26 protein-coding genes are annotated in these 23,971 nt (G+C 66.5%); 10 read left to right on the top strand and 16 right to left on the bottom strand.

Annotated features, from left to right (window positions below; all coding sequences use genetic code 11):
- Positions 1 to 192: 192 nt before the first annotated feature.
- From QZM72_RS06345 to QZM72_RS06310, 8 genes are all read right to left on the bottom strand, one after another.
- A complete protein-coding gene (locus tag QZM72_RS06345; protein ID WP_301737540.1) occupies positions 193 to 3,201 on the bottom strand; it encodes an ATP-binding protein in 3,009 nt (1,002 codons plus the stop codon).
- Between the two features lie 81 nt (positions 3,202 to 3,282).
- Positions 3,283 to 3,942: a response regulator gene (locus tag QZM72_RS06340; protein WP_089468959.1), complete on the bottom strand. Its 660-nt coding sequence runs from the start codon at positions 3,940 to 3,942 to the stop codon at positions 3,283 to 3,285.
- Positions 3,935 to 4,189, bottom strand: coding sequence for a hypothetical protein (locus QZM72_RS06335; protein ID WP_301737539.1), 255 nt, complete (start codon positions 4,187 to 4,189; stop codon positions 3,935 to 3,937). Before QZM72_RS06335 ends, QZM72_RS06340 begins: the two co-directional genes overlap by 8 nt.
- An 84-nt stretch (positions 4,190 to 4,273) precedes the next feature.
- On the bottom strand, positions 4,274 to 4,462 hold the full coding sequence (locus QZM72_RS06330; protein ID WP_089468958.1) for a hypothetical protein: 189 nt from the start codon (positions 4,460 to 4,462) through the stop codon (positions 4,274 to 4,276).
- 121 nt (positions 4,463 to 4,583) lie between these two features.
- Positions 4,584 to 7,664, bottom strand: coding sequence for an ATP-binding protein (locus tag QZM72_RS06325; protein WP_301737538.1), 3,081 nt, complete (start codon positions 7,662 to 7,664; stop codon positions 4,584 to 4,586).
- Positions 7,665 to 8,055: 391 nt separating this feature from the next.
- Positions 8,056 to 9,072, bottom strand: a complete 1,017-nt coding sequence (locus tag QZM72_RS06320; RefSeq protein ID WP_301737537.1) for a hypothetical protein — start codon at positions 9,070 to 9,072, stop codon at positions 8,056 to 8,058.
- 121 nt (positions 9,073 to 9,193) lie between these two features.
- Positions 9,194 to 10,021: a hypothetical protein gene (locus QZM72_RS06315; RefSeq protein ID WP_089468956.1), complete on the bottom strand. Its 828-nt coding sequence runs from the start codon at positions 10,019 to 10,021 to the stop codon at positions 9,194 to 9,196.
- Positions 10,022 to 10,142: 121 nt separating this feature from the next.
- Positions 10,143 to 10,730, bottom strand: a complete 588-nt coding sequence (locus QZM72_RS06310) for a tetratricopeptide repeat protein (RefSeq protein ID WP_301737536.1) — start codon at positions 10,728 to 10,730, stop codon at positions 10,143 to 10,145.
- 357 nt (positions 10,731 to 11,087) lie between these two features.
- Between QZM72_RS06310 and QZM72_RS06305 the strand changes: the two genes are divergently transcribed.
- The 3 genes from QZM72_RS06305 (at position 11,088) to atsR (ending at position 14,348) form a co-directional block, all read left to right on the top strand.
- The gene (locus tag QZM72_RS06305; protein ID WP_089468954.1) at positions 11,088 to 11,954 is read left to right on the top strand and encodes a helix-turn-helix domain-containing protein; all 867 of its coding nucleotides are present in this window, start codon (positions 11,088 to 11,090) and stop codon (positions 11,952 to 11,954) included.
- Positions 11,955 to 12,022: 68 nt separating this feature from the next.
- A complete protein-coding gene (locus QZM72_RS06300; protein WP_089468953.1) occupies positions 12,023 to 12,526 on the top strand; it encodes a molybdopterin-dependent oxidoreductase in 504 nt (167 codons plus the stop codon).
- Between the two features lies 1 nt (position 12,527).
- Positions 12,528 to 14,348, top strand: coding sequence for a hybrid sensor histidine kinase/response regulator AtsR (atsR, locus tag QZM72_RS06295; protein ID WP_301737535.1), 1,821 nt, complete (start codon positions 12,528 to 12,530; stop codon positions 14,346 to 14,348).
- 46 nt (positions 14,349 to 14,394) lie between these two features.
- Here the strand turns inward: atsR and QZM72_RS06290 are convergent, their stop codons facing one another.
- Positions 14,395 to 14,814: a secondary thiamine-phosphate synthase enzyme YjbQ gene (locus QZM72_RS06290; RefSeq protein WP_089468951.1), complete on the bottom strand. Its 420-nt coding sequence runs from the start codon at positions 14,812 to 14,814 to the stop codon at positions 14,395 to 14,397.
- Between the two features lie 10 nt (positions 14,815 to 14,824).
- Entirely contained in the window at positions 14,825 to 15,151 is a 327-nt protein-coding gene (locus QZM72_RS06285; RefSeq protein WP_006485487.1) for a thioredoxin family protein, read from the bottom strand.
- Positions 15,152 to 15,385: 234 nt separating this feature from the next.
- Between QZM72_RS06285 and QZM72_RS06280 the strand changes: the two genes are divergently transcribed.
- Positions 15,386 to 16,090 (top strand): flavin reductase family protein, encoded by a 705-nt coding sequence (locus QZM72_RS06280; protein ID WP_301737534.1) that lies wholly within the window; start codon positions 15,386 to 15,388, stop codon positions 16,088 to 16,090.
- Here the strand turns inward: QZM72_RS06280 and QZM72_RS06275 are convergent.
- On the bottom strand, positions 16,085 to 16,336 hold the full coding sequence (locus QZM72_RS06275) for a hypothetical protein (protein ID WP_301737533.1): 252 nt from the start codon (positions 16,334 to 16,336) through the stop codon (positions 16,085 to 16,087). The genes QZM72_RS06280 and QZM72_RS06275 overlap by 6 nt on opposite strands.
- A 38-nt stretch (positions 16,337 to 16,374) precedes the next feature.
- On the opposite strand from QZM72_RS06275, the gene QZM72_RS06270 reads away from it, so the two are divergent.
- The 3 genes from QZM72_RS06270 to QZM72_RS06260 all read left to right on the top strand — a co-directional run bounded on the left by QZM72_RS06270 (position 16,375) and on the right by QZM72_RS06260 (position 18,456).
- Positions 16,375 to 16,707, top strand: coding sequence for a DUF2322 family protein (locus tag QZM72_RS06270; RefSeq protein ID WP_301737531.1), 333 nt, complete (start codon positions 16,375 to 16,377; stop codon positions 16,705 to 16,707).
- Positions 16,708 to 16,814: 107 nt separating this feature from the next.
- On the top strand, positions 16,815 to 17,684 hold the full coding sequence (locus tag QZM72_RS06265) for a PASTA domain-containing protein (protein ID WP_301737529.1): 870 nt from the start codon (positions 16,815 to 16,817) through the stop codon (positions 17,682 to 17,684).
- Between the two features lie 139 nt (positions 17,685 to 17,823).
- Positions 17,824 to 18,456, top strand: coding sequence for a LysE family translocator (locus tag QZM72_RS06260; protein ID WP_301737528.1), 633 nt, complete (start codon positions 17,824 to 17,826; stop codon positions 18,454 to 18,456).
- Positions 18,457 to 18,514: 58 nt separating this feature from the next.
- On the opposite strand, the gene QZM72_RS06255 is transcribed toward QZM72_RS06260, so the two are convergent.
- Together QZM72_RS06255 and QZM72_RS06250 are read right to left on the bottom strand one after the other, a co-directional pair.
- Positions 18,515 to 19,087 carry a hypothetical protein gene (locus tag QZM72_RS06255; protein WP_301737526.1) on the bottom strand — a complete coding sequence of 191 codons (573 nt, stop codon included), beginning with the start codon at positions 19,085 to 19,087 and terminating at the stop codon, positions 18,515 to 18,517.
- Positions 19,088 to 19,312: 225 nt separating this feature from the next.
- Positions 19,313 to 19,771 (bottom strand): Lrp/AsnC family transcriptional regulator, encoded by a 459-nt coding sequence (locus tag QZM72_RS06250; protein WP_006486309.1) that lies wholly within the window; start codon positions 19,769 to 19,771, stop codon positions 19,313 to 19,315.
- A gap of 125 nt (positions 19,772 to 19,896) precedes the next feature.
- Here QZM72_RS06250 and QZM72_RS06245 point away from each other — a divergent pair, with 125 nt between their 5' ends.
- The 3 genes from QZM72_RS06245 (at position 19,897) to surE (ending at position 21,900) form a co-directional block, all read left to right on the top strand.
- Complete coding sequence (locus QZM72_RS06245) at positions 19,897 to 20,631, top strand: AzlC family ABC transporter permease (protein WP_089468945.1); 735 nt, start codon at positions 19,897 to 19,899, stop codon at positions 20,629 to 20,631.
- Positions 20,624 to 20,932, top strand: a complete 309-nt coding sequence (locus QZM72_RS06240) for an AzlD family protein (RefSeq protein WP_301737525.1) — start codon at positions 20,624 to 20,626, stop codon at positions 20,930 to 20,932. Before QZM72_RS06245 ends, QZM72_RS06240 begins: the two co-directional genes overlap by 8 nt.
- Before the next feature lie 188 nt (positions 20,933 to 21,120).
- On the top strand, positions 21,121 to 21,900 hold the full coding sequence (gene surE, locus QZM72_RS06235) for a 5'/3'-nucleotidase SurE (protein ID WP_089468943.1): 780 nt from the start codon (positions 21,121 to 21,123) through the stop codon (positions 21,898 to 21,900).
- Between the two features lie 77 nt (positions 21,901 to 21,977).
- Here surE and QZM72_RS06230 read toward each other — a convergent pair whose 3' ends face one another.
- From QZM72_RS06230 to QZM72_RS06220, 3 genes are all read right to left on the bottom strand, one after another.
- Positions 21,978 to 22,799, bottom strand: coding sequence for an SDR family NAD(P)-dependent oxidoreductase (locus QZM72_RS06230; RefSeq protein WP_301737524.1), 822 nt, complete (start codon positions 22,797 to 22,799; stop codon positions 21,978 to 21,980).
- A gap of 64 nt (positions 22,800 to 22,863) precedes the next feature.
- The gene (locus QZM72_RS06225) at positions 22,864 to 23,244 is read right to left on the bottom strand and encodes a hypothetical protein (RefSeq protein ID WP_301737522.1); all 381 of its coding nucleotides are present in this window, start codon (positions 23,242 to 23,244) and stop codon (positions 22,864 to 22,866) included.
- 248 nt (positions 23,245 to 23,492) lie between these two features.
- The gene (locus QZM72_RS06220; RefSeq protein WP_089468940.1) at positions 23,493 to 23,960 is read right to left on the bottom strand and encodes a cupin domain-containing protein; all 468 of its coding nucleotides are present in this window, start codon (positions 23,958 to 23,960) and stop codon (positions 23,493 to 23,495) included.
- Positions 23,961 to 23,971: the final 11 nt, after the last annotated feature.

The raw sequence follows: 23,971 nt of genomic DNA, 5'->3' as shown, positions 1-23,971 counted from the left end.
CTGACTCCGATCAAATACAAGGATTTCATACAATGTGGCCGAGATCCGTCCCGCGAGCGGACGCTCGAGAACGAGAACACGAGAGGAAAGGAAGACGGCCTCGGATGAACCCGCCTGCGGTCGGTAACCGCATGCCGCCTGTCAATCGACTCGCGACGTTTGGCCACGTGGCCAGACGCGACGCCAGGCGGCTCAGTTGCCGGACAACCTCGAAAGCGCGGCCTGGACAGCCGCCCGTATCGCCGGCCATTCGGGCTTCAGCGCGTCGATGCCGCCGTCGGCGAGCGTACGTTCGCCTCGTGCGCATGCGTCGGTTGCTGGCGCATTGCCGGCCAGCGCGAAACCGCCGCGCATCGAATGCAGCTCGGTCCGGACCGGATCGACTGCGCCACGCAACAGCCCGTCGTCGATCACGACCAGCGAGCGCTGCGTCGCTGTCCGTAACGCATCGCGCATCTCGTCCGTCATGAGGGGCGCGGCGCTCGCCACCGCCGGATCGGCTTCCGCCGTCGGCTCGCGCTTGCCGTGCCGCCGCAACACTGCGTCGAGCGCGTCGATCGACAGCGGCTTGAGCACGACCTCCACCGCGCCGACCTGCGTGCAGCGACGGTAGTCCTCTTCGGTTGCATGAGCGGTCATCGTGATCACCGGCACGCTCGCCCCCTGCTCGCGCAAGAAGTTCGCCAGCGCGAACCCGTCGAGCTCCGGCATGCCGAGATCGGTCAGCACGACGTCGAACGGATGCGAAAAATACGCACGCATCGCCTCGATGCCGTTCGCGACGATCGTCGCGTCGTAGTGCAGCGCTTCGAGTTGATCGCGCAACAGCGCGCGGCTCGCCGGGTGATCTTCCGCAACGAGTACACGCAATGGCGCTTCGTCTTCGTGCGGCCGCGCCGGCGCGATCGGCGCCTCGGCGTGCGGTTCGTCGAACGCTACCCGCCAATCGGCCGGTGCGGCGGGCAGCGACAACAAGGCCGTGATCGCCGTGCCTTCGCCCGGCTGGCTCTCGACCGCCAGATCGCCATGCATCAGCCGGACGATCCGGTGGCACAGCGGCAAACCCAGCCCGGTACCGCCGAAGCGGCGATAGATCGACGCATCCGTCTGGATGTAGACGTCGAACAGCGATGGCAGGCTGCGGGCAGGAATGCCGATTCCGGTATCCCGCACCGCGATCTCGAGCGTGCGCGCCGCCCCCTCGCCCGGTGCCGGCCGCGCGTCGATGCTTACGCCGCCGCGCTCCGTAAACTTGATTGCATTGCTGACGAGATTCGATACGAGCTGGCGCAGCCGGGTCGGATCGCCGATGTAGCCGTCGGCCAGTTCCGGCGCGATCCGGCAGTCGAGCGCCAGATGCTTCGCCTCCGCGAGCGGGCGGAAGATCGCCGCGACGTCGCGCAGCACCGCACGCAAATCGAACGGCACGGCCTCCAGCACCATCTGGTTGGATTCGGCTTTCGACAGGTCGAGCACGTCGTTGATCACGCGCAGCAGCGCATCCGACGACGACATCACCGTCTGCAGGCGCCGCCGCTCGTCGACCGGCAACGCCCCGCGCGTCATCAATTCGAGATTGCCGACGATCGCGTTCAGCGGCGTACGAATCTCGTGGCTCATCGTCGCGAGGAAGGTCGACTTCGCCTTGTTCGCATCGTCCGCGGCTTCCCGCGCCTCGCGCAGCTTGTCCTCGGCCTGCTTGCGCGCGGTGATGTCGGTCAGCGTACAGAGCAGCACGTCGACGCCGCGATAGCGCGTACGGACGATGTGCGCGGCGAGATAGGTCGTGCCGCCGTCGGCACGCTCGACCGGCAACTCGTGCGTGACGACGCGCCGCGCGTTCCCGCTCGCCATGCTGCCCTGGTAGGCGTGCCAGATACGCTTGCCGAGCGACGGCGCCGGACCGGTGTCGCCGTAGACCTGTGCCGCGTCGTTACGCACCATGGTTTCGCCGTTGGCCAGCGACAGCAACATGAGCCCGGCCGGCGCCGTGCGAATCAGCGTGCGGTTCAGCGCCTCGCTTTCGATCAGGCGGATCGCGCGGCGATTGGCGGGACGCAGCGCGCGCCGGTCGAACATGACGATCGCGAACCATACCGTGCCGATCGCGAGCAGCGCGAGACCGACCGCAATACCCAGGCGGACGGCCACATCGTCAAACAGGCTACGCCACGAAATCGTCGCGGTCAGCACTTCGCGGAACCCCGGCATCGGGTCGCCGATCACGATGTTCATGCCGACGCGATGGGCCGCGGCGCGTTCGCCATGCGCCGTACGCGTAAAGTCGAGCGCCCGGGCAGTCAGCATGGGATCGGCCGCGCGACCGGTCAGGACCTGCCCGTTCGGGCTGACCAGCGCGTAGTCCCTGCCCGCCGACGAGGAACGGAGAAAATCGTCGACCGCCGGCCGCGTGACCACGACGAACCAGGCGATCGGCTTGCCCTGCCCATCGCGCACCGCCTGCACGAACCGCAGCACCGAGCGTCCGGTCAGCGGATCCTCGCGGCGATCAAGGAGAATCTTCCGGTAATCCGGCGCAGCCGCCGCCGACACGAAATCGCGCGACGGTTGCAACTGCCGGATCAATGCCTTGATGTCGAAACCGGCCGGAAGCGCCACCGCCTGCTTGACCAGCGGATAGCCTGTCACAACGACGAAATTGCCGTCCGGGTCGACCAGATACCCGCCCATCCCCGGGTCGCCGGGCTGTTGTATCGGCATGCTGCCGGTGAGCTCGACCTGCGCCAGCAGCTTGCCGAGCAAGGGTGCGTAGGCGCTCACCGGTTGCGACGATGGAGCGACCGCGAACGCGGCAAACGCCACACGCCCTGCCTGGCCCACTGCGACCAATCTGCCGCGATCGTCGACGAACCGCCCGAGCGTATCGGGCGATGCAGTCGGACCTTGCCGCGCGATCAGTTCGAGGTTCTCGACGTAGCGATTCTGGAGCGCCCTGACCACCTCCATCTCCGCCAACAGATCGGCCTTGCGTACCAGGAAGTCCGAGCGGAACTGCACCACCGATTCCTGCAGGTCGAGTCGCGCAACCAGCGCGGTGCAGACCAGTACGAACACCGTGATCACCACGCCGCTTCCGTACAGCAGCCATTGCTGCTGGCGTCGCACGCGCCCTGGCTCGAACGGCTTGCGGCCCGCCGCCGCGGTGGCGTGCGCGATCACCGTTTTCAGTTTGCCGGGCATACGTATCGTCGAAGTTGCGTGGGTGCCGGCACGGCATCACGTGCCGGCCGGGTCGCTCGGTGCTGCCCGCCGGTTGCCCGTCTAGGCATCGGTCGCCGGCAATTCGGGCAACTGGCCTTCGCTCGCGTAGCGAATCAGGTCCGCATCACGGACGATGCCGAGCTTCTTCATCGCACTCGATTTTTGCGAACTGATCGTCTGCTTGCTCCGGTGCAGCTGGACCGCGATCTCGCCGACCGTCAGGCCAGCCCCGTACAACCGCACGACTTCGATCTCGCGGGCAGTCAGCGTGCGGATACCTGCGGACGGCTGACACTCCTCCAGCAGCTTCTTGACGAACGGAGACAGATAGTTCGCTCCGACGAACGCCGCATGAACCGCGCCGACCAGGTGCGAAATCGCATCGGACTTGCTCAGGATGCATCCGACGCCCTGCTTCTGGATCGCAAGCAGCACGCTCGGGTTGTCGATCATCGTGATCGTCACGAGGCGCAGCGCGGGATAGCGGCGTTGCAGGAACGACAGTAACGACAGGCCGTCGCCGTACTTGCCGCCGGGCATCACGTAATCGACCACGAGCACGTCGCTCTGCTGTTCGTCGAGCATCGCCACCAGGTCGGTCGAATTGGAGACGGTACCCAGCAGCTTGATCGTGCTGCTGCCCGCGAGCGCCTGCGACATCCCGAGTGCGGACGAAGGATGATCGTCCGCGACCATCACTCGCACAAAAAATTCATCCATCTCTGTTCTTCTCCCGATACACGCGGCCTAACGTGCCATGTTGTGCGACGCGCCATGATTCGAATCCATCCTGCAACACGGTCGCGTTGCAACGTTCGGCGAACCGGGCGGTGCGCAGCGTAATTTTAAGATAATAGCCGGGTTCCGCTTCGCGGCGGTGCGATGCGGCATGGCGGCCTGCGCCCGCACCGATCCGATGCAACGGCGGCCCCGCCGCGCGCAGCGTTGTTGCTGCATGAACCTGCATTGATCCGACGCCCGCACGCAACCGATCGGCGGCGCCCCCACGCCGTCGATCCATCGCGTCCCGCAGGGCGGCCCAGGCCGCCGTCTAACGTTTGACCGAGGATGTGTCGGATTCGCCCGATCCGTCATCCGCGGCGTGCTGCCATTCGGTGATGATCCGCCGCTTCTGCGATGGCGACATCATCATGAATTCGTTCAGTTGCGTGAGGAAATCCCGTCTGGATTTCTCCGGCAGCGTCGCAAATCCGAGCAGCAGCCCGAACACCTTTCCCATATAGCGCACGGCCTTACCCTTCCTTCTTCAGTCGAAATCACGCGGCACCGACGCGATGCGGCGTGTCTGCCTTCCCCGTTCCGACGCAGGCGATCTCCACCTCACCGACGTCGCTTCATTTTTATCGTCCCGGCCAATGCGCGGCGGCGGCCGTGACGCTCGCCCCCGGCCGCTCGTCCGCCGCACCGGCGGGAAACGTGATTCCGCGCCGCCGCGCGATGCGTGCCAGACCGCGGCGCAGGTCGGCCAGCGTCACCGGCTTGGTCAGCACGCATTCGACGTTCGATGCCGCGTAACGCCGGGCGTCGTCGGGCGGGAGATGCGACGCGACGACGATCATCTCGCACGGCAGCGCCCGGGCGTGGACAGCCTCCGCCAGCTCGCGCGCCGGCATGTCGTGCAGGTCGGCACCCAGCAGCAGCACATCCCATGCGCCGCTGGCGAGCGTGTCGAGCGCCGCGCCACCGGACGACACGCACCGGACCGTGCAGCCGAGCACATCGAGTTGCTCTCGGAAAATCGATCCGTTGACCGACGCGTCGTCGGCAATCAGCACGCGTGGCACGCGCGCGCTGGAAGCCGGCAGCGCCGGCTGAACGGCATCGGCCGCGCGGCCCCGCCCGTGCAGCAATTCGGCAGTGGCGACGCGGGCTTGCTCGATTGCCGTGCGCAATCCGTTCAGCGAATAGCTCGACACACGGACCGTGCGACCCGCGACGTCGGGCTGCGTCGGGCCGTCCGGCGTGGCGAGTATGACCGGCGCACCGCCGCTGAGGCTGTCGAGCTCCTCGCGCCGCCATTGATCGGAATCGCCGAAGAGCACGATCGCATGAGCGCGCACGAGGCACCCGGCGGCAATCCCGATCGGACTCGGATGCATCGCGACCTCGAAGCCCCATGCACGCAGATGCGGAAACGCGAACGCGCGCCATGCGTCCTCCGGCGACACGACGATCAGCGTCTTGCCGGCACCCGCCCCAGCGCCGGCCGGACATTTCGGTGCAATACCCATGTGCAACGGCAGGCGAACGGTGAACAGGCTGCCGATGCCCGGCGCGCTATCGACCGCGATCGCCCCGCCCATCGCCGCGACCAGCCGATCGCACAGCGCGAGCCCAAGCCCCGTGCCGCCGTACCGCCGCGTAATCGACGCGTCGACCTGCGAAAACGGCTTGAACAGCCTCGCCCGTTGCGCAGGGTCGATTCCGATGCCCGTATCCTCGATGCCGATCGCGAGCTCGGGCGAACCGTGCGGGCTTCGTCCCACAGCCACGCGTGCGACGATGCGCCCTGCGCTCGTAAACTTGATCGCGTTGCTCAACAGGTTGCCGACCACCTGCGCGAGCCGCGTCGGGTCACCGCGCATGCGCTGCGCACCGCTCGCATCGATATCGGCGAACAACGGCAACCCTTTCGCCTTCGCGACCGGCGCGAACGCCGCAAGCTCGCGCTCGATCACTGAAATCACGTCGAACTCGATCGACTCGACCGACATCGCGCCGGCTTCGATCTTCGAAAAGTCGAGGATGTCGCTGACGATCGCGAGCAGCCCCTCGGCCGACGCGCGCAGCGTCCGCACGCGGCTCTGCTGTGACGCATCGAGCGCCGTGCGTTCGAGCAGTTCGAGATTGCCGAGAATCACGTTCAGCGGCGTGCGGATCTCGTGGCTCGTCGCGGCAAGGAACGACGACTTGGCCGCATTTGCCGAATCGGCCGCGCGCACCGCTTCCTCGAGCTGGTGCACGAGGCGGCGCTGCGCGCTCGTATCGGCGAACGCGGCGATCAGCACGTCCTCGCCCTCGTAACGCGCGCTGTGCGCGATGACCTCCAGATGCAGCGGCGCATCGCCGTGTGCATCGAGTACGAACTCGGTCGTCATCGTCCGCCCGGCCCCACCGTCCGCGACGAACGAGTCGTACTTCTCGAGCACCTGCGCGGACAGCACATGATGATCGCCGCCGTGCGGCAGTAACATCTGCGTCAGCGCGTCACTCGCGAGCATCACCCGCCGGTCGGACAGCGACACGAGGCCGATACCGACCGGCGCCATCGCGATCACGCTGCGGCACAGCGCCTCGCTGTCGAACACGCGCGCCGAGCGCGCGTAGACCGGCACGAGCACGCGCCGGTGGAATCGCGCGAGCAGCAGCCACATCACGACGATCGTGACGAGCGTCGCCGCCGCCAGCGCACCGGCCTGCACACCGATACCGGCTGCCACGTCAGCCCAGGAGAGCGCATACGCGATCGTCCAGCCCGTCGCCGCGAGCTTGCTGCGGAAAACGATCGCGCCGTCGCGAAAAAGCGGCTCGCCGGATGCCCGATCGCCGTGTACGACGTCGAGGTTCAACAAGCGCTCGCTCAGCGCGTTAGTACGCTCGACACCGGGATCGATCGCAATGAGCCGGTTGTCCGCGGACGTAATGAAGAACACGCCGGCCTGCGTGCGCTCTGGCAGCCATGACAGCAGATATTCGGGCGCGTATTCGGTGACCAGCACCGCGAACGGCTGGCCGTCGGACCGGGCCTCGGCGGCGAGCCGGATGCGCGCCTGCCCCGTGACCGGATTGAGATAAGGCGGCAGCCAATGGACATTCGGCCGGCCGTCGTTCGGCGCCGACGGCAGGCCGTCGAAATTCACGTGCAGCGCATCGAACACCTTCGCGCGTGCGTCGGCCGACGCAAGCGCCGGGTTGTCGCGCGACAGGTGGGGCACGAGCCCGAACATCCCGGTTCGCGTGCTGTAGTGGTAACCCTCGAGCGTGCGCCCGCGATTGATCGAACTCGCCGCGCAGATGCGCGACAGCAGGAACGACAGGGCCAGGTAACGCGCGACCTCGTCGCGTTGCGCGGTCTGGCCCGGCACGCCGACCACGAGCGACGGGAACGGGGTGATCGCAAGCTGCTGACCGTTATCGAAGAATGCCTTCGTGACGTCCGCCGGCGCCGCATCGAGCTCGCGCCAGATCAGTTGTGTATTCGCGACGCCGTTGCGGAACGACGTCTCGGCCACCTGCACCTGATCGACCGTCTCCTCCACCCCGTTCAGGAAATTGCGCCGCTCGCCGTCCAGATAGCCGTAGACGATCGACGTGATCCCGAGCCCGCAGGCGATCAGGATCAGGACCGTGACGACGATGCCGCCCCCGAACATCGAGATGCTCTGGTAACGGCGAATGGACTGGAGTGTGCTGTATGGCATGGCTCGACGTGACGGCGCCCGGAGGGCGGGCCGGCGGCAGAGCCCCTGCCGGGCCGGGCGTCACGGTGGATACATTCGGGATGGCGATGTCCCGATCATGCCAAACGACACTGCGAAAATCAGTTGTGTATTATCTTTTTAGTACACGTCCTATTTGATTCATAGACGATTTTGAACTTGAACGAAAATTCATCGCGCAATCGTGTCATGACGACTGATCCGCTCGCCCAGGTCGCCCGCCGATTCGCGTGGCGGTCGCGCAAATGAAATACCGCTGGCAAGCCGGCGGCAAAAGACGCATCCACGATGGACGCAACGCGCCCGAGGCCCGCGATACCGCGCATCCGGCAACGGGGGCATCGTCTCGTGTCCCCGCGCCGGAAACGTCCGCTCAGTTCTGCGTGAGCGGATTCAGCGTCGTGCACAGGAAGCCCGTGCAGTTCTTCGGCGTGAAATAGAACGAAGCCATCACCGGCGACGCGGTGCCGAGCGCGAGGTCGCTCAGATACGCGGCGCCCTGCGCGCCGAACGTGTTCGCCTGCTGCACGAAGTTCGCGCCGGTCGACTGGATCGCGGCCGACTGGTACGTGAAGGTTGGCGACTGCGTCTGGTCCTTCACGTAGATCCACGAGATCGTCGTGCCGAATGCCATCCCGCCCTTCGCGCGATAGCCCTTCGCCCCTTCGCTGTTGGCCTGGGCGATGAAGTCGCTGACCGTCGACGTCGGCGCCAGCGCGTCGTATGTATAGGTCGCGTTCGACGCATTGTTCTTCATGTACACGTTCGCCTGCGCGGTGCCCACCACCATCGGGCCGAGGAACCAGTAGCCCGACTGGCCCTGGCCGTTCGCCTGCGTGAGGAACGCATTCGCGTCGGCCGGCAGGCCCGTCGTCGTGTACGTGTAGGTGGCGGACGAACCGCCGTCCTTGCGATAGAGGTCGCCGTACGTGAGCGGCCCTTCGTAGCGGTAGCCGCTCGCCCCTTGCGCGTTGGCCGCGTTGACGAAGGACGTCATGTCGGCCGGCGCCGTCTGCAGCTGGTACGTGTAGGTCTGCACGGTGCCGTCGTTCACGAAGATCGACTGCGTGCCGCCGTTGCCCGCGTTGTAGAAGTAGTCGCCCAGATAGCGGTAGCCCTTCGCGCCTTCGTTGTTGATCAGCGTCAGGAAGCTCGCCCGATCGGCCGCGGCAGGTTGCGCCTCGTAGCGCCAGGTCAGCGTGGCGCCACCCGAACCGCCCGAGCCGTTACCGCCGGACCCCGTTCCGCCCGAACCGGTGCCGCCCGTCCCGCCGCTGCCGCCGTTGTTGCTCGTGCCCGATCCGCCTGACGAAGCGGGCGTGGAATTATCGTCGCCGCCGCAGGCGGTCAGCGCGAGACAGGTCAATGCAATCAGTGCAACGGCTTTCATCGGGATCACCTTCTGAACGAACAGGACGAACGAAGCCGGCACGCGCGGATCACGCCGCACGCACCGATCATCACGAATCAGGAATAACAAGCGGCCGGCGGCCCCCGCCGGCCCGGCAACGTCAGTTCACCTGCAGCTGGCCACCGCGGCCCAGCCCGCCCTTGACGTCCTGCGCCTTGTAGCTGCGCAGCGCGACGACCATCTTGTTGTACGCGTCGATGAACGCGACGACCGTCGCCTTGCCTTCCGGCGTCGACGAGAAACCCGCCAGCGCGCCGCCCACGCCACCGCCGAAGCCGCCCAGCGCCGCGCCGTAGTTGGTCGCCGTCGAACTGCCTTCCGACGCCGCGATCTGCACCGCCGAGCGCACGTCGAACAGCGTCAGCGTCACCACCGACGCCTTCGTCTGCAGATGGCCCGCCACCGCCGCCACCGCGCTGTTGCCGATCAGCCCGCCGATCATGCTGCCGATCCCGCCGATCGGCGAATCGTTGATCACGATCTGCGGTTCCATGTAGTAGTCGGCCGCGACGCGCTGGCCCTTCTGCTGCTTCGAGCCCGCGCGGTATTCGCCCGAGTTGCGCTGCAGTTGCGTGATGCGCGACAGGCGCGCGTCGCTCTTCTGGTTGCCGATCGACGTGATCACGAAGCAGTTCGACTGCTGCACCGCCAGGCGCAGCAGCGGATCGATGCTCGTCACCTTGGTGGCGCTGCCGAACTGGCCCCACCAGTCGGCGTTGCGGCCGTCGTCGACCGCGATCGTGCCCAGCGGCGACGTGCAGCGCTGCAGCCCCGAATCGGCGCCGGCGCTCGTGCCGCCGCCCGCCGCGCCCGTCACGCCGGCGTTCTGCCCGCCGGGCGTCACCATGCCGCCGCACCCCGCGACGGATGCGCCAAGCGCTGCAACCAGCGCGCCTTGAATGAGACGTTGGGAAAGATTGGTCTTCATGTCGTTGTCGATCGATTAGAGTCGTTGTTCGGCTTATGTGTCCGTGCGAACTTCGATAAGCCCCCCGGTGTGGCGCGCGATGGTGGTCTCCCCGCGGCTGCCCCCGTTGCTTCAGTCCCGGTCAGTAGTACCAGTACGTCTGCTGCCAGACGCCGTAGTACGGATAGCCCGAGTACCAGTAGCCGTAGTAAACGTCACGCCATTGCGTGCGCCACTTCCAGTCTTCTTCGTCTTCTTTCTTCGCCTTGCGCGCGAGTTCGAGCAGCTTTTTCGATTCCTTGTCGCCGCGGCCCGCCGCGATCGACAGCCACTTCTCCGCTTCGCGCGCATCCGAGCCCATTTCCTCGAGGCCGAACAGGTAGAAACTGCCGAGCGCCTTTTGCGCGTTCAGGTCGCCACGCTCGGCGGCCTCGCGCATCCACTTGAGGGCCTGGTAGCTGTCCTGGCGCACGCCGTCGCCGCGGAAGTAGCGCAGGCCGAGGTCGTAGGCGGCCTTCGGCTGGGTCTTCGCGGTTTGCTTGAGCGCGGCGATGCGCGGATCGTCCCGCTCTTCCGCATCGTCCCTTTTTTGATAGGAGACCTGATCTTTAGGGCGATCGGAACAACCTGTGTCGTCGCAGATCCGTACCGTGCTGGCGGTAACCGACGGATCCTGCGCGCACGCGGCCAACAGCAACAGCAGCCCCGGTGCGAGTAAACGGCGATACATTGGGTACTTTCCTCAAGTTTTATCTGCGCCGCAATTCTTCGAGCTTTCGTACCCGGCGAGCTCTTACCCGGTTGCGTGCGGCGCAGCGGATACAATCCGCCAACGCCGACACGCGCCCAAGGATCTCTCAGGTTCTCTCTTCGAATCGTTCCGTCACTGTTTCATTGCCGCTGCTTTTCGCTGCCCGACTGTGCCGGCATCCCGCTCCAAACATGACGCAACAAACAATAGTGACGTGGTGAGCAATAATAATGGAGAAAAATGTCATGTCAAGGTCCTTCGCGTGTTTAAAGTTTGCGTGACGCGTCAGCTTTGATATGCTCTCCCTCGCAAAAACCCCCTGGAGACCCCATCGAGATGTCCACCACCGAGCAGGCCAACGTCGATCTCATCACCGCCAACAAGGTGCGCGACCTCCTGAACCGGAACGGCATTCCGCCGCGAAGTCACAACACGACGATCGCGAACGTGCTCGGCCTGAGCTTCTCCGTCGTCACGCGCAAGATGAAGGGCCTGATTCCGTGGAACCTGTCGCAGTTGCAGGACATCGCGACGCACTTCGGGGTGCCGCCCGCGATCCTGCTCGACGACAAGGGCACGCAGCCGGCCGCGGCCGAGATGATCGACGCGACGTTCGTGATCGAATCGAAGCGCTTGCGCTGCCGCGCGGCAATCTCGACGAAGGCCACCAGCCAGATCGAAACCGACTTCGTCGCGTTGCAATGGCAGGGCGAATGGATCGTCACCGAACGCCAGCACGCGCGCGAGGGCCGCACGTATCCGGTCGACGTGATCGAGCTGCGCTCGGCGCAGCCGAACGTGTATGCGGCGCGGATCGCCGTGGTCGACGATTCGCACGACGTCGCCGAAACGGTCTGTGAATATTTCATCGAGAAAGGCGTGAACGCGATTCCGTACTTCGACGGCGCGAGCTTCCGCAAGGCGCTGGAAGTCGAGGATTTCGACGGCTACATCCTCGACTGGATGCTCGGCGACCAGACGGCCGCCGAACTCGTGCGCGGCATCCGTTCGAGCGAGAACAGCGGCGCGCCGATCTTCCTGCTGACCGGCAAGATCTCGACCGGCGAAGCGAGCGAGGACGAGATCGCGCACATCGTGTCGCACTACAACGCGCGCTGCGAGGAAAAGCCGGTGCGCCTGCCGATCCTGTTCGCCGAAGTCGCCCGCGAACTGAAGCTCACGCTGCCGGCGGCGACGAACTGAAAACCGGGCGCCGGAAACGACGACCGAACGACAACCCGCTACACGAACCATCAGACCGAGGGAAAGACATGCGCGTTTCAACCATCTGGACCAAAAGCCTGCTGACGGCCTGCCTGCTCGGGATGGCCGCCGCGACATGGGCCGCTTCGTCGTTCACGTTCACCGTCGACGGCAAGATCAGCAAGAGCAACCAGCAGGGGAAGATGACCTACGTCTTTTCCGAGCAGGCGCTGATGGCGCTGCCGCAACATACGATCGTAACGTCGACGAGCTGGACGCCGAAGGCCACCTTCACCGGCCCGCGCCTGTCCGACGTGCTGAAGACGGTCGGCGCGCACGGCACGCAGATCGAATTCCGCTGCATCGACGAATACACGTTCACGATTCCCGTGTCCGATGCCGCCAGGTACGGCGTGATCCTCGCGCGCACGATGAACGGCAAGGTGCTCGGTAACGACAACTACGGCCCGCTGTGGATCATGTATCCGCGCGACCAGTATCCCGACGAGCTGAAGACGCCGCTCGGCGAAGCCAAGTTCGCGTGGCAGATCATCGGTCTGACCGTGAAGTGACATGACGCGGCGGCGATGGAAAAATAGAAAAATCATCCTGATCCTCGGCTCGCTGTGGATCATGGGATTCGCCGCGTGGGCGTTCCTGCTGTGGGATCTCCTCGCCACCTCGGTCAACGAGGGCGTGCTCGAGGGGCCGCGCGAAGGCGTGTTCTGGACCGCCGCGCAATACCGCAACGTCTACACGCGCTTCGACCGGCAACTGATTCTCTACGCGACGCGCGAGGACGGCGATTTCGATCACGTGCAGATGCAGCTCGACAGCCTGTCGGTGTCGTTCGGGTTCCTGCAGCGGCCGTCCGAAGTGTCCCAATACTGGCTGCGCATTCCGCGCGCGCGCAACGAGATCGATGCGCTCGGCGAATTCATGACGCGCCTGAAGCGCGAGGTGCCGCTGCTGCGCGACTCGCCGCAGCAGGCGCGGCAGGTGATCGACGAAGTCAATGCGTACTGGCCAAAGGTCAACGGCCTCGCGAACTACTTCCGCGCGATCGAAATGGCGCAGCGCGATTTCACGTTCCATCAATTGAAGGAAAAGCAGCGCGCGATCCTGATCCTCGGCATCGTGCTCGGCGTGATCCTGTGCGCGCTGTTCCTGCTGCTGTTCTATACGATGCGCACGCGCGACGACCTGCTCGAACGGCAGAACGCGGCGCTCGACGCCGAACGCAAGGCGTCCGATCGCGCGTTCGAGATGATCGAGGCGAAGAACGCGTTCCTCGGGATGGTCAGCCACGAACTGCGTACGCCGCTGCAGGCGATCTGCGGATCGATCGAGATCCTGCTCGCACGCCCGCAGTCCGACGCGAACCTGAAGACGATCCGGCGGCTGCAGAATTCCGCGCTGTCGCTGGAGGCACTCGTCAAGGACCTCACCGACTACATCAAGCTGCGCTCGACGAAGCGCGTCGCCGAACTCGATACCGTCCGCATCGCGCCGCTGCTTGCCGAGGCGCTCGAACCGCTGCGCGACAGGATCGCGACGAAACGGATCACGGTCACGCAGCGCGTCGAGCCGCCCGGCCTCGCGATCCGCTCCGACCGCAAGCTGCTGCGACAGGTGCTGTCGAACCTGATCGAGAACTCGGTCAAGTACACGACCGGCGGCTCGATCACGGTGGCGATCACGCTCGCCGATGCGCCGGCCGGCCAGCAGGTGAAGATCGCCGTGCGCGATACCGGCGCCGGCATCGCGAAGCAGCATCTGTCGAAGATCTTCGAGCCGTTCTATCGCGCGAACGACGCGGTCGGGCTGCACGTGGACGGGATCGGCATGGGGCTCGCGGTCGTGCGCGAAATCGTGACGACGCTGCGCGGGCATGTGGACGTGCACAGCGCGGTCGGCGAAGGCAGCGAATTCGTCGTGACGCTGCCGGTCGAAGTGCCCGGCGTCGATACGGCCGGCACCGCGGCCGGCGACGTGCTTGCGCTGCCGCCCGTGCTGCCGCACCGCGACCGGCGCGCGCTGGTGGTCGACGACAACGACAACGCGCGCGAGACGCTCGGCGCGATGCTGTCGGCGCTCGGCATCGAGGCCGATCTGTGCGGCTCCGGGCAGCAAGGGATCGCACGCTTCAAGACGGGCCGCTACGACCTCGTCGTGCTCGATCTCGAACTGCCGGACCTGAGCGGATTCGACGTGGCGCGACGCATTCGTGCGGTGGCGGAGCCCGACGACGACGGCCGGCATCCGGCCGTTCTCGGCGTCAGCGCGTATGAATCGGCTGCGTTGCGCGAGAACCAGCGGGTATTCGACGCGTTCCTGCCGAAGCCGGTTCACCTGCGCGAACTCGGCGCGCTCGTCGAAAAACTGCTCGCCTGAGCCGCGCGCCGGTGCGGCGTCGCGCGTTCCCGTCCGCCTGCCTGGCCTACTCGCCGATCAGATGCAGCACGATGTCGCGCCGGTGCGCCGCGCGGCGATGCTCGAACAGATAGATCCCCTGCCACGTGCCGAGCACCATGCGCCCGTGCTCGACCGGAATCGACAGCTGTACCTGCGTAAGCGCCGCGCGCAAATGCGCGGGCATGTCGTCGGCGCCTTCGGTATCGTGCTCGTAGCGCGTGTCGTCCTCGGGCGCGAGCGTCGCGAAATAGCGTTCGATATCGCGCTGCACCGACGGATCCGCGTTCTCCTGGATCAGCAGCGACGCCGACGTATGGCGGCAGAACACGGTGAGCAGGCCGGTGCGGATCGCCTGCTGGTCGACGAACGCACGCACCTGCTGCGTGACTTCGACGAGGCCGTTGCCGCGCGTATCGACGCCGATGTGCGTGATGGCCTGTTGCATCGTCGTGACCTCAGGCCAGCGCGGCGAAACCGTCGGCTTCGATCTGCTTCGCGTCGGCGGGGCGCACGACGCGCGCGACTTCGACCCCATCGCGCAGGAATACCAGCGTCGGCCACAGCTTCACCCCGAACGAGCGACCGAGCGGACGGCCTGGGCCGTCCTCGATCTTCAGGTGCCGCACGGCAGGATGCGCCGAGAACGACGCGGTGATAGCAGGCTGCGCGCCCGCGCAGATCCCGCACCAGTTCGCGCCGAATTCGATGACGGTTGCGCCGCCCAGTGCGTCGACTTCCGCGCGGGTCGGCGCGTTGGCGGTGTAGCGTTGCTCGGTGTCCATCAGGCCCTCGTGTGCATTGGCGGAACGTGACCGCGCTCGCCGGCGTGATGCCGGCGAGCGCGGCCTTCGATTACTTACTGTAGCGGAAAAAACCGCGCATTGCCGGTTCGGTCCGGCGCGACGCCGGCGACGCCTGTGCACGCACGTTTCGGAATGACACGACAAGATTCGGAGCGCCGCGCCGACGAGAGGGGATCAGCATGGGAACCCATTCCGTCAACGAAGAACTCGACCATGAATGCGCCGCATTGCGTCACCGAACCGAACATCCTCTACTTCGGCACGCCCGTCGTGCTGGTCAGCACGCTGAACGAAAACGGCACGGCCAATCTCGCGCCGATCTCATCCGCGTTCTGGCTCGGCTGGCGCGGCGTGATCGGCATCGCCGCCAGCTCGCAGACCACTCGCAACCTGCTGCGCACCGGCGAATGCGTGCTGAACCTGCCGTCGTCGGCGCAGGCAGACGCGGTCAACCGGATCGCGCGCACGACCGGCACGTATCCGGTGCCCGACGGCAAGCGCGCGAAAGGCTACGTGTTCGAACCCGACAAGTTCGGCACGGCCGGGTTCACCGAGGTCGCGTCGCGAACCGTCGCGCCGCCGCGCGCGCTCGAATGTCCTGTGCATATGGAAGCGGTCGTCGCGGCCACTTACGGGATCGGCGAAGACATGCCCGACCTGCGCGGCCGCATTCGCGTGTTCGAGGTGCGCATCCGGCGTGTGCACGCGCACCCCGACCTGCTGATGGATGGCCATCCCGACCGCATCGATCCGGACAAGTGGTCGCCGCTGATCATGAGCTTCCAGAAGTTCTACGGGCTGGCGCCGCGCCAGGTGCATCCGTCGCGGCTTGCCGAGATTCCCGAGCACGCGTATCGCAGCCCCGACATCGAGCGCGCGCGAGAGGCGGGCATGCTGACCGGCACCGGACGGTCATGACGCCGCACGCATCGGCACGGCGGCGGCGCTGATGAACGTGGTGCGGATGGCCGGCGCGGAATTCGGCGTCGCGATGCCGGGCGCGCTGTACGACGCGGGCGGCGACAGTGCGACCGGGATACGGGTCGCGATGCAGACGGACAGCACGTTGCAGCGCGCGGGCGCGGCGCTCGCGTGGGCGCGCGCGCCGACACCGGCACGCGGGCCGGCGTGCCGAAGCCGATCGGATAAGATACGGCCGGCCACCCACCTTGGCCGATGACCGAACCGACGGAGTGTTTTCAGTGATTCAACCGACCCAAGTATTCAAGGACAACCTCGCGCAACTGCCGGCCATCGACGGCATCGCGCGCATCGATCTCGTCGGCGCGAACGGCGACGTGGTCGCGACCATCGAGAACCAACCGGGCAAGCAGGGCTCGCTCGCGGTGTACCACTATCTGAAGCAGACGTTCGGCACGCTCGACGCAAAGGCGGCCGAACACGGCCTCGCGGTGTTCGCCGAGCATACGGCCGACGCGCGCAATCGTCCGGGCGCGCACCCGAACGTCGATCGTCTGCTGGCGATCGTCGCGGGCGGCGACGCGCTGCGCATCGACGTGGTCGCGAACGGCTGAATCGGCCGCGACACGCGCGCGTGCCGTCGGGCCGTGCGCGCGACCGCGACATCGGGGCGAAAAGGCGCGATGGCCGCGCCCGTCCCACTTTCCCAGGAGACAGCTGCGTGTTTCGTTCCGTTGCCTCACCGCTCACCCGTCATCTTGCCTCGATCGTTTCAATCGCGATATTTGCCGGCGCCGCGTTCGGCGGCACGGCATCGGCCGAACCGCTGCGCACGGGCTCCGATATCGCCGGAGCGTCGCTCGTGCCGCTCGATACGCTGCCGCACTCGCCTGAAAACGGTTCGCTCGATCCGTTCTGCACGCGGTATCGCGCAAAAACGACCACGGCGGCCGGCCGCGAAGTCGCGCAGCGCGACTGGATCGTGACGTCCGAGGCACCGCTCGGGCGCTACACGGTCGTGACCTTCGCGAGCGGATTCAACGCAGGCACGAGCGCGATATGTTTTGCGCGCAACGGCAATATCGGCGTATTCGACGGCACCACACTCGTCGCACTCGGCTATACGGCACGCAAGGCGGGCTGGCAGCTCGGCTCGGCCGACCGGCTGGAGAGCGGCGCGCTGCTGATCTGGGGCGGCGACGGCCCCGCGCCGCCCGTCGGCGAGCTGCACGAACGAAACGGCGAACTGCGGCTGACCGGCGTCGCGGCCGAAAGCACACACTGCAACGGCCGCGCGGTCGTGCCGAACGTATACGGCAAGCCGCTCGACGCGGCACGCAAGATACTGATCGCGCATGGCTGGCAGCCGCTGCGGCCGCGCGAGAAACCGGACGCGATGGACGGCGCGGCGACGCTCGCGAAGCACGGCATCATCGAAGCCGAAGCGTGCTCGGGCACCGGCGTCGGGTATTGCGCGCTGCGTTACCGGAACGCGGCCGGCGTGCTCGGCGTCACGACGGTGGGCGGCGAGCCGGACCGGCCAGCCGCGAATACCGTGATCGACTACCAGGTGGCCTGTCGCAAACAGTGAGGGGGGCGGGCCGCACGTACGCGATGCATGCGTTACGCGATCCGTGCCGTCCGGCCATTGTCCGTTCGCTCGATTGACCGGCCTCGGGCGCCCTCCTAAACTGAGTTCCCTTTACGCCGCACCGGCAAAAGGGACCACCATGATCGACTTCTCCACGCTCGCGCTGTTCTCCGGCGCGTGTCTCGCGCTGACCGTTACGCCCGGCCCCGACATGTTGCTGATCGCGTCCCGCAGCGTGAGCCAGGGGCGGCGCGCCGGCTTCGCGACGCTCGCGGGCATTCAGGCCGGCACCTACTGCCACGCGCTCGCGGCCGCGCTCGGGCTGTCGCAACTCTTCGTCGCGGTGCCGCTCGCGTACGACGCGGTACGTTTCGCAGGCGCCGCGTATCTGCTGTATCTCGCGTGGAAGACGTTTCGTTCGGATGCGACCGCACTATCGCCCGTCGCGTCGCAACGTCGGCGCTCGACCGCGACGATCTTTCGCCAGGGGCTGACGACGAATCTGCTGAATCCGAAGATGGCGTTGTTCGTGCTCGCGCTGTTCCCGCAGTTCGTGCGGCCCGAGCAGGGTTCCATCGCCGTGCAGATTCTCGTGCTCGCGACGGTGCTGAACCTGATCGGGATCGTCGTGAACGGCGCGGTGATTCTCTCCGCGAGCCGGCTAAGCCAGCGGATCGGCGCGCGCCGCCGGCCGTCGAAGATGCCGCAGTATCTGCTCGGGTCGGTATTCCTGGGGCTCGCGGCGCGGCTCGCGGTGGCGGGGCGGAACTGAGGGCAGGCTACCGGGAGTGATGGCGAGGCATGTCAGTCGTTACCGCGCGCCGCAGCCTTCAGCGCGTCGCCCCCAGCGCCACGCGCAGCCGCTCCATCAACCGCGTGTAATGCCGCAGCACGTCGTCCTTCGGCACGACGTTCGCGGTCGCGAAACGCTCGGACCACACCGGCTTCCACGCGTACGAACCGTGCACGCTACGATCGCCGTCGGGCGCCTGGATCAGCGAGCGGATCCGCGCGTCGCGGCCCGGCCCCGTATGCATCTCGAACAGCGCATGGATGAACGTGTGATATGCGTCGTACACGTCGTCGTCGAACAGGTAGCGGTAGATGTGGAACGTGCGGTCGAGGTCGCGCTTCGCGCGGATCACGTCGTCCGGCGAGATGTCCTTCCAGTAGCCGACCCACGTGTAGAAGCACAGCAGCGCATTGAGCTGCGGCGCGACCGTGTCGTACAGCGCGAGCCGCTTTTCGATCAGCCGCTGGTTGGTCCACTGCACGAGTTCGAGGCGCTTCAGCCGGCGCGCGACGAGCCAGCCGAGACAGGCGACCGACAACGGCGTCAGCACGCCGAGCACGAGCTTGACGATTTCCAGCGAATTCCACGGCGTATTGAAGAATGGCTGCATGTAGGGCTCGACAGGAAGAAACGCATTCGCGTCGACGCGCGGCCCGGCGCGCCACGCAGCGCCGCTCGGCCGATCGCGTCGGCATTGACCGTTAGTTGCTTGCACATCGACCAGCATGCGACCGCGCCGGCAATACGTGCGATGCGCGTCACCCCATCAGTTTATCGGGCGATTGTCTCCGCGCCATGACCGTTCGTCGACACGCGCCGCGCGGCTCGCTCTGCGTCAGGTCGGTAGCGCCGACGTGAGCTTGACCTTCTGCATCGGAATGTCGGTCTTCACACTCAGCACGCCGGGAATGCGCGTCAGGTATTCCATCTGGAAGCGCCGGTAATCGTCGATGTCGGCCGCGACGACGCGCAGCAGGAAATCGCAGTCGCCGGCCATCAGGTGGCATTCGACGACTTCCGGCATCTGCTGGACGGCCTCGGCGAAACGGTTCACCGATTCCGCGTCCTGCCCCTTCAGCCACACGCGCGTGAAGATCGTCAGCCCCTTGCCGACCTTCGCCGGGTTCAGCACGGCCACGTATTTCTCGATCACGCCGGCTTCCTCGAGGAGGCGCACGCGCCGCAGACACGGCGACGGCGACAGCCCGACCTCATGCGCGAGTTCCACGTTCTGCATGCGGCCGTCGCGCTGCAGCGCGCTCAGGATCCGGCGGTCGATAGCGTCAAGTTTCATTTGGCATTCGATTCCAAAAAATTTCGATATCCCACGTTCAATGCCAAATTCTGAGAAAAATCTGGCGACAACGCAACCCGATTCGAGTCAAAAAAGCAGACAATCCCTCCCCCGAAGGAGGAGTAATGAGCAGTAGCGTTTCAACGTCGTCCGGGCTTCGCGACAGGCCCGCCTATGTCGCCGAGATGGGCCGCGGTTTGCGCGCGGCGCTGCCCGTCATGCTGGGTTTCGTGCCGTTCGCGCTGGTGCTGGGCGCACAGGCCGCGCAGAAAGGGCTGAGCCTATTCGAGGTGCCGATGATGACGGGCCTGAACTTCGGCGGCGGCTCCGAATTCGCGGCGATCCATCTGTGGACGTCGCCGCCGCACATCGCGCTGATCGTCGCAATGTCGTTCCTCGTGAACTCGCGCCACATCCTGATGGGCGCCGCGTTCGAGCCGTATATCCGCCGCCTGCCGCGCCGCCGCGCGTTCGTCGCGCTGTTCTTCATGTGCGACGAGAGCTGGGCGATGTCGCTCGCCGACGCGCGCGAGCGCTCGGCCACGCACATCAGCGTGCCCTATTACGCGGGCATCTGTGTGGGGCTCTACCTGACGTGGATCTCGATGACGACGCTCGGCGCGGCGGTCGGGCCGACGATCGGCGACGTCGAACAGTACGGCTTCGACATGGCGTTCACGGCCGTGTTTCTGGTGCTGCTGCGCGGGATGTGGAAAGGGGTGCGTGCGAGCCGCCCGTGGTTCGTGAGCCTCGTCGTCGCGGCGGCCACCCATCTCGCGCTGCCCGGCGCGTGGTATGTCGCGGCCGGCGCCTGCGCGGGGCTCGTCGCCGCGCTGCTGTGGGAGCCGCGCGATGCCTGAGCTTCCCGATTTCGGCACCGTCGCGACGATCGTGCTGATGGCGTCGACCACCTACCTGTCGCGCATCCTCGGCTACGTGCTGCTGCGCAACCGGACGCTGAGCCCGCGGATGGCGTCGGTGATGGAAAACGTGCCCGGTTGCGTGCTGATTTCGGTGATCGCGCCGGCATTCGTGTCGACGCGACCCGCCGACCTGCTCGCGCTCGCGATCACGCTGTTCGCCGCGACGCGCCTGTCGATCCTGCCGACCGTCATCGTCGGCGTCGCGTCGGCCGGCCTGCTGCGCTACCTGCTCGGCTGAGCGGGGCCGGCCTGCCACGCCGGCACGCACATTCCACGACACGACGAACGGCGCGCGATGCGCCCGTTTTCGCGTCCGCGCCGGCCGGCACCCTAGGCGCAACACGACGATTCTCGCGCCGGAGTGCTAGCCTTGTGGCTTGCGCGATGCCGCACTCCCCTCTCATGCTCTTCACGAGGATCGTCCCGATGCAAGCAACCCGCCCGCTGTTCGACCGCGTCCTGCTCACCAACGACGACGGATTCGACGCGCCCGGTCTCGACATACTCGAACAGGTCGCCACGCAACTCGCGCGCGAAGTGTGGATCGTGGCTCCATCCGAGGACCAGAGCGGCACGTCGCATTCGCTGAGCCTGCACGAACCGCTGCGCGTGCATCGCAAGGGCGAGCGCCGCTTCGCGGTGCGCGGCACGCCCGGCGATTGCGTCGCGATCGCGGTCAGCCACCTGATGAAGGGCGCGCGGCCCGACGTCGTGCTGTCCGGTGTGAATCGCGGCGCGAATCTCGGCACCGAAACGGTGTTTTCCGGGACGGTCGGCGCGGCGATGACGAGCATGCTCGTGGGCGTGCCGGCCATCGCGCTGAGCCAGGCCTTCACCGATCGCAACGCGGTGCCGTGGGGCACGGCGCTCGCGCATGCGCCGGACGTGATTCGCCGGCTCGTCGCCGCCGGCTGGGACAGCGACGCGTGCCTCAACGTGAACTTCCCGCCGCGGCCGGCCGACGACGTGCGCGGCCTGAAGGTGACGAACCAGGGCGCCGGCACGCTGCAGGGCGTCGAGATCGTGTCGGGACGCGATCCGCGCGAGATCGACTATCACTGGCTGAAGCTCGCGCGCGCGCCGCGCGACGACGATGCGGATTCGGAAACGGTCGCGCTCGGCGACGGGTATATCTCGGTCACGCCGCTCAAGTTCGAGCGCACGCACGATCAGGCGCTCGCGCGGCTGCGGTCGAACCTCGGCTGATCGCACGACGCTTCTTCGAATGACCCGGCCGTTGCACACGCGATAACCGCGTGCCGCCGCGCCGCCGCCTCAGCGCCTCACGTCAGATTCAACCCGCCGTCGAGCATCACGATCTCGCCCGTCACGTAATCGGACGCGACGAGCATCGCGACCGTCTGCGCGATATCGTCCGGCGTCGCCGCGCGCCGCATCGGTGCACGCTCCCGCCAGAGCTGCTGCGCTTCCGTCCAGTCGGCGGTGAGCGGCGTATCGACGAGCCCCGGCGCGACCGCATTGACGCGAATCGCCGGCGCAAGCGTGCGCGCGAGCAGCCGCGTCGTGTGATTGAGCGCGGCCTTCGCGGCCGCATACGGAATCGACGCGCCCTTCGGCCGCGCGCCCGCATGCGAGCTGACGTTCACAACACACCCGGCCCGCCCGTGCGACGCCGCTTCGCGCAGCGCGGCCTCCGCTTCGGCCACCAGCCGGAACGGCGCGATCACGTTGATTTCATGCATCTCGCGCCACACGTCGGGCGTGGCCGCCGCGAGATCGTCATGTGGAATCACGCGGCTGATGCCCGCATTGTTGACGAGTACGTCGAGCCGGCCGTGCACCGCGAGCGCGTCGCGGATCAGCCGCACGCGTTCGGCATCGTCGGCGAGATCGGCTTGCACATACGCGCCGCCGAGTTCGCGCGCCATCGCGCGTCCGGTGTCGGCCGAGCTGCGGGAATGCAGGATCACCAGGTAGCCGTCGGCCGCGAGACGCCGCGCGACGGCCGCCCCGATCCCCGACGTCGAACCGGTGACGAGCGCGACCGGCTGGTGCACGCGCGACGCGCGCGGCTCGCCGGCGGCTTCGGTTTCAGGAGCGGTTTCGGCAATCGGGGCAGACATCGGCGGGAGCGGCGCGTCCATGGCGTAGGAACCCTGTCAGTGGCGTTCCCCCATCATAAGCGTGACGGGGTCGCGAGAAGCGGATTTACCCTTTGGATCGCTGCCAACGATGCATCAGCCAGAACACCAAGCCCGCCAGTGCCCCCAGGCCCAGGCACGCCAGGAAACCCAGAACGGCCGACAAGCCGCCCTTGAAAACATCGTCATTCCAGATGGACGTGTAAATGAAACAAGTGGCAATCCACGTCAACAACCCCGTGATGCCGCCGCACAGGCACGATGAAATGATGGAAACGCGCCAGTATTTCGTGACCAGCAGATATTGCGGGACCGCGAACGCTGCGGTGCCGAAGTAGGCGATCGGAATGGAATATTTGAGCGAGCCGGGATCGTCGGCCAAATACGACCACACCAGGCCGGGCACAAGGGCCGCGAGTGCAAAGGCAAGAAAAGGGATCTGACGCATCGAGGTAGGCAGCTGCCGGCTGCAGTCGTTCCATTGAAATCGGGCTCGTTCGGCGCACGAATCGCGAATCTGGCGTGGCCGCGCTCGCGCCCCTCACTGCTTCGCGATGCACGCGCCGACGACAGGTGTCGCTCAAGTCGTCCGAAACGGGAAGTCCTCGTGTGGTTGACGTGCACGCACCATCCCGCGGCCGTCCAGCGCGTCCATTGAACGAACGGCCTGCTACGGTGATGACGTACACCCGACCGTCACGGCTGTTTCGGCAGCTCGACATACTCTTCGAGCCCGCCCGCGATATAAAGCCGTTTGCCGACTCGCGGGTATTCGCACACGTCGTGTTCGAGCCGCTGCCCGCCGACGAGCAGCTCCAGCGGCGCTTCGCCGGTGTTCTGCACCGTATGCGCTTCGCCGCCGCGCGGAAAGCCGATGAAATCGCCAGGCCCGATTTCGCTGACGTGCCCGCCGATCGTCACCGCGCCGGTACCGGACAGCACATACACGAATTCCTCTTCGTACAGGTGGCGGTGATATTCGGCCGATTCGTGACCGGGCATCAGCGTGAGCAGGTGAACGCCGAATTGCGTCAGGCCGGTCAGGTCGCTGAGCTGCCGCTTCAGACGCACGGCATTGGGATTGAGCGAATGCACCGCGCGCGTGGGTTCCATCTTCGCGATATCGGCGGCCTTCAGCAGTTCCCGGGGAAAGGAAGTCGACATGGGGATCTCGC

It is taken from the genome of Burkholderia sp. AU45388, assembly GCF_030481585.1.
GTDB classification, from domain to species: domain Bacteria; phylum Pseudomonadota; class Gammaproteobacteria; order Burkholderiales; family Burkholderiaceae; genus Burkholderia; species Burkholderia sola.
The sequence above is the reverse complement of the archived record's forward strand: the minus strand, read 5'-3'. Positions and strand labels throughout refer to the sequence as shown.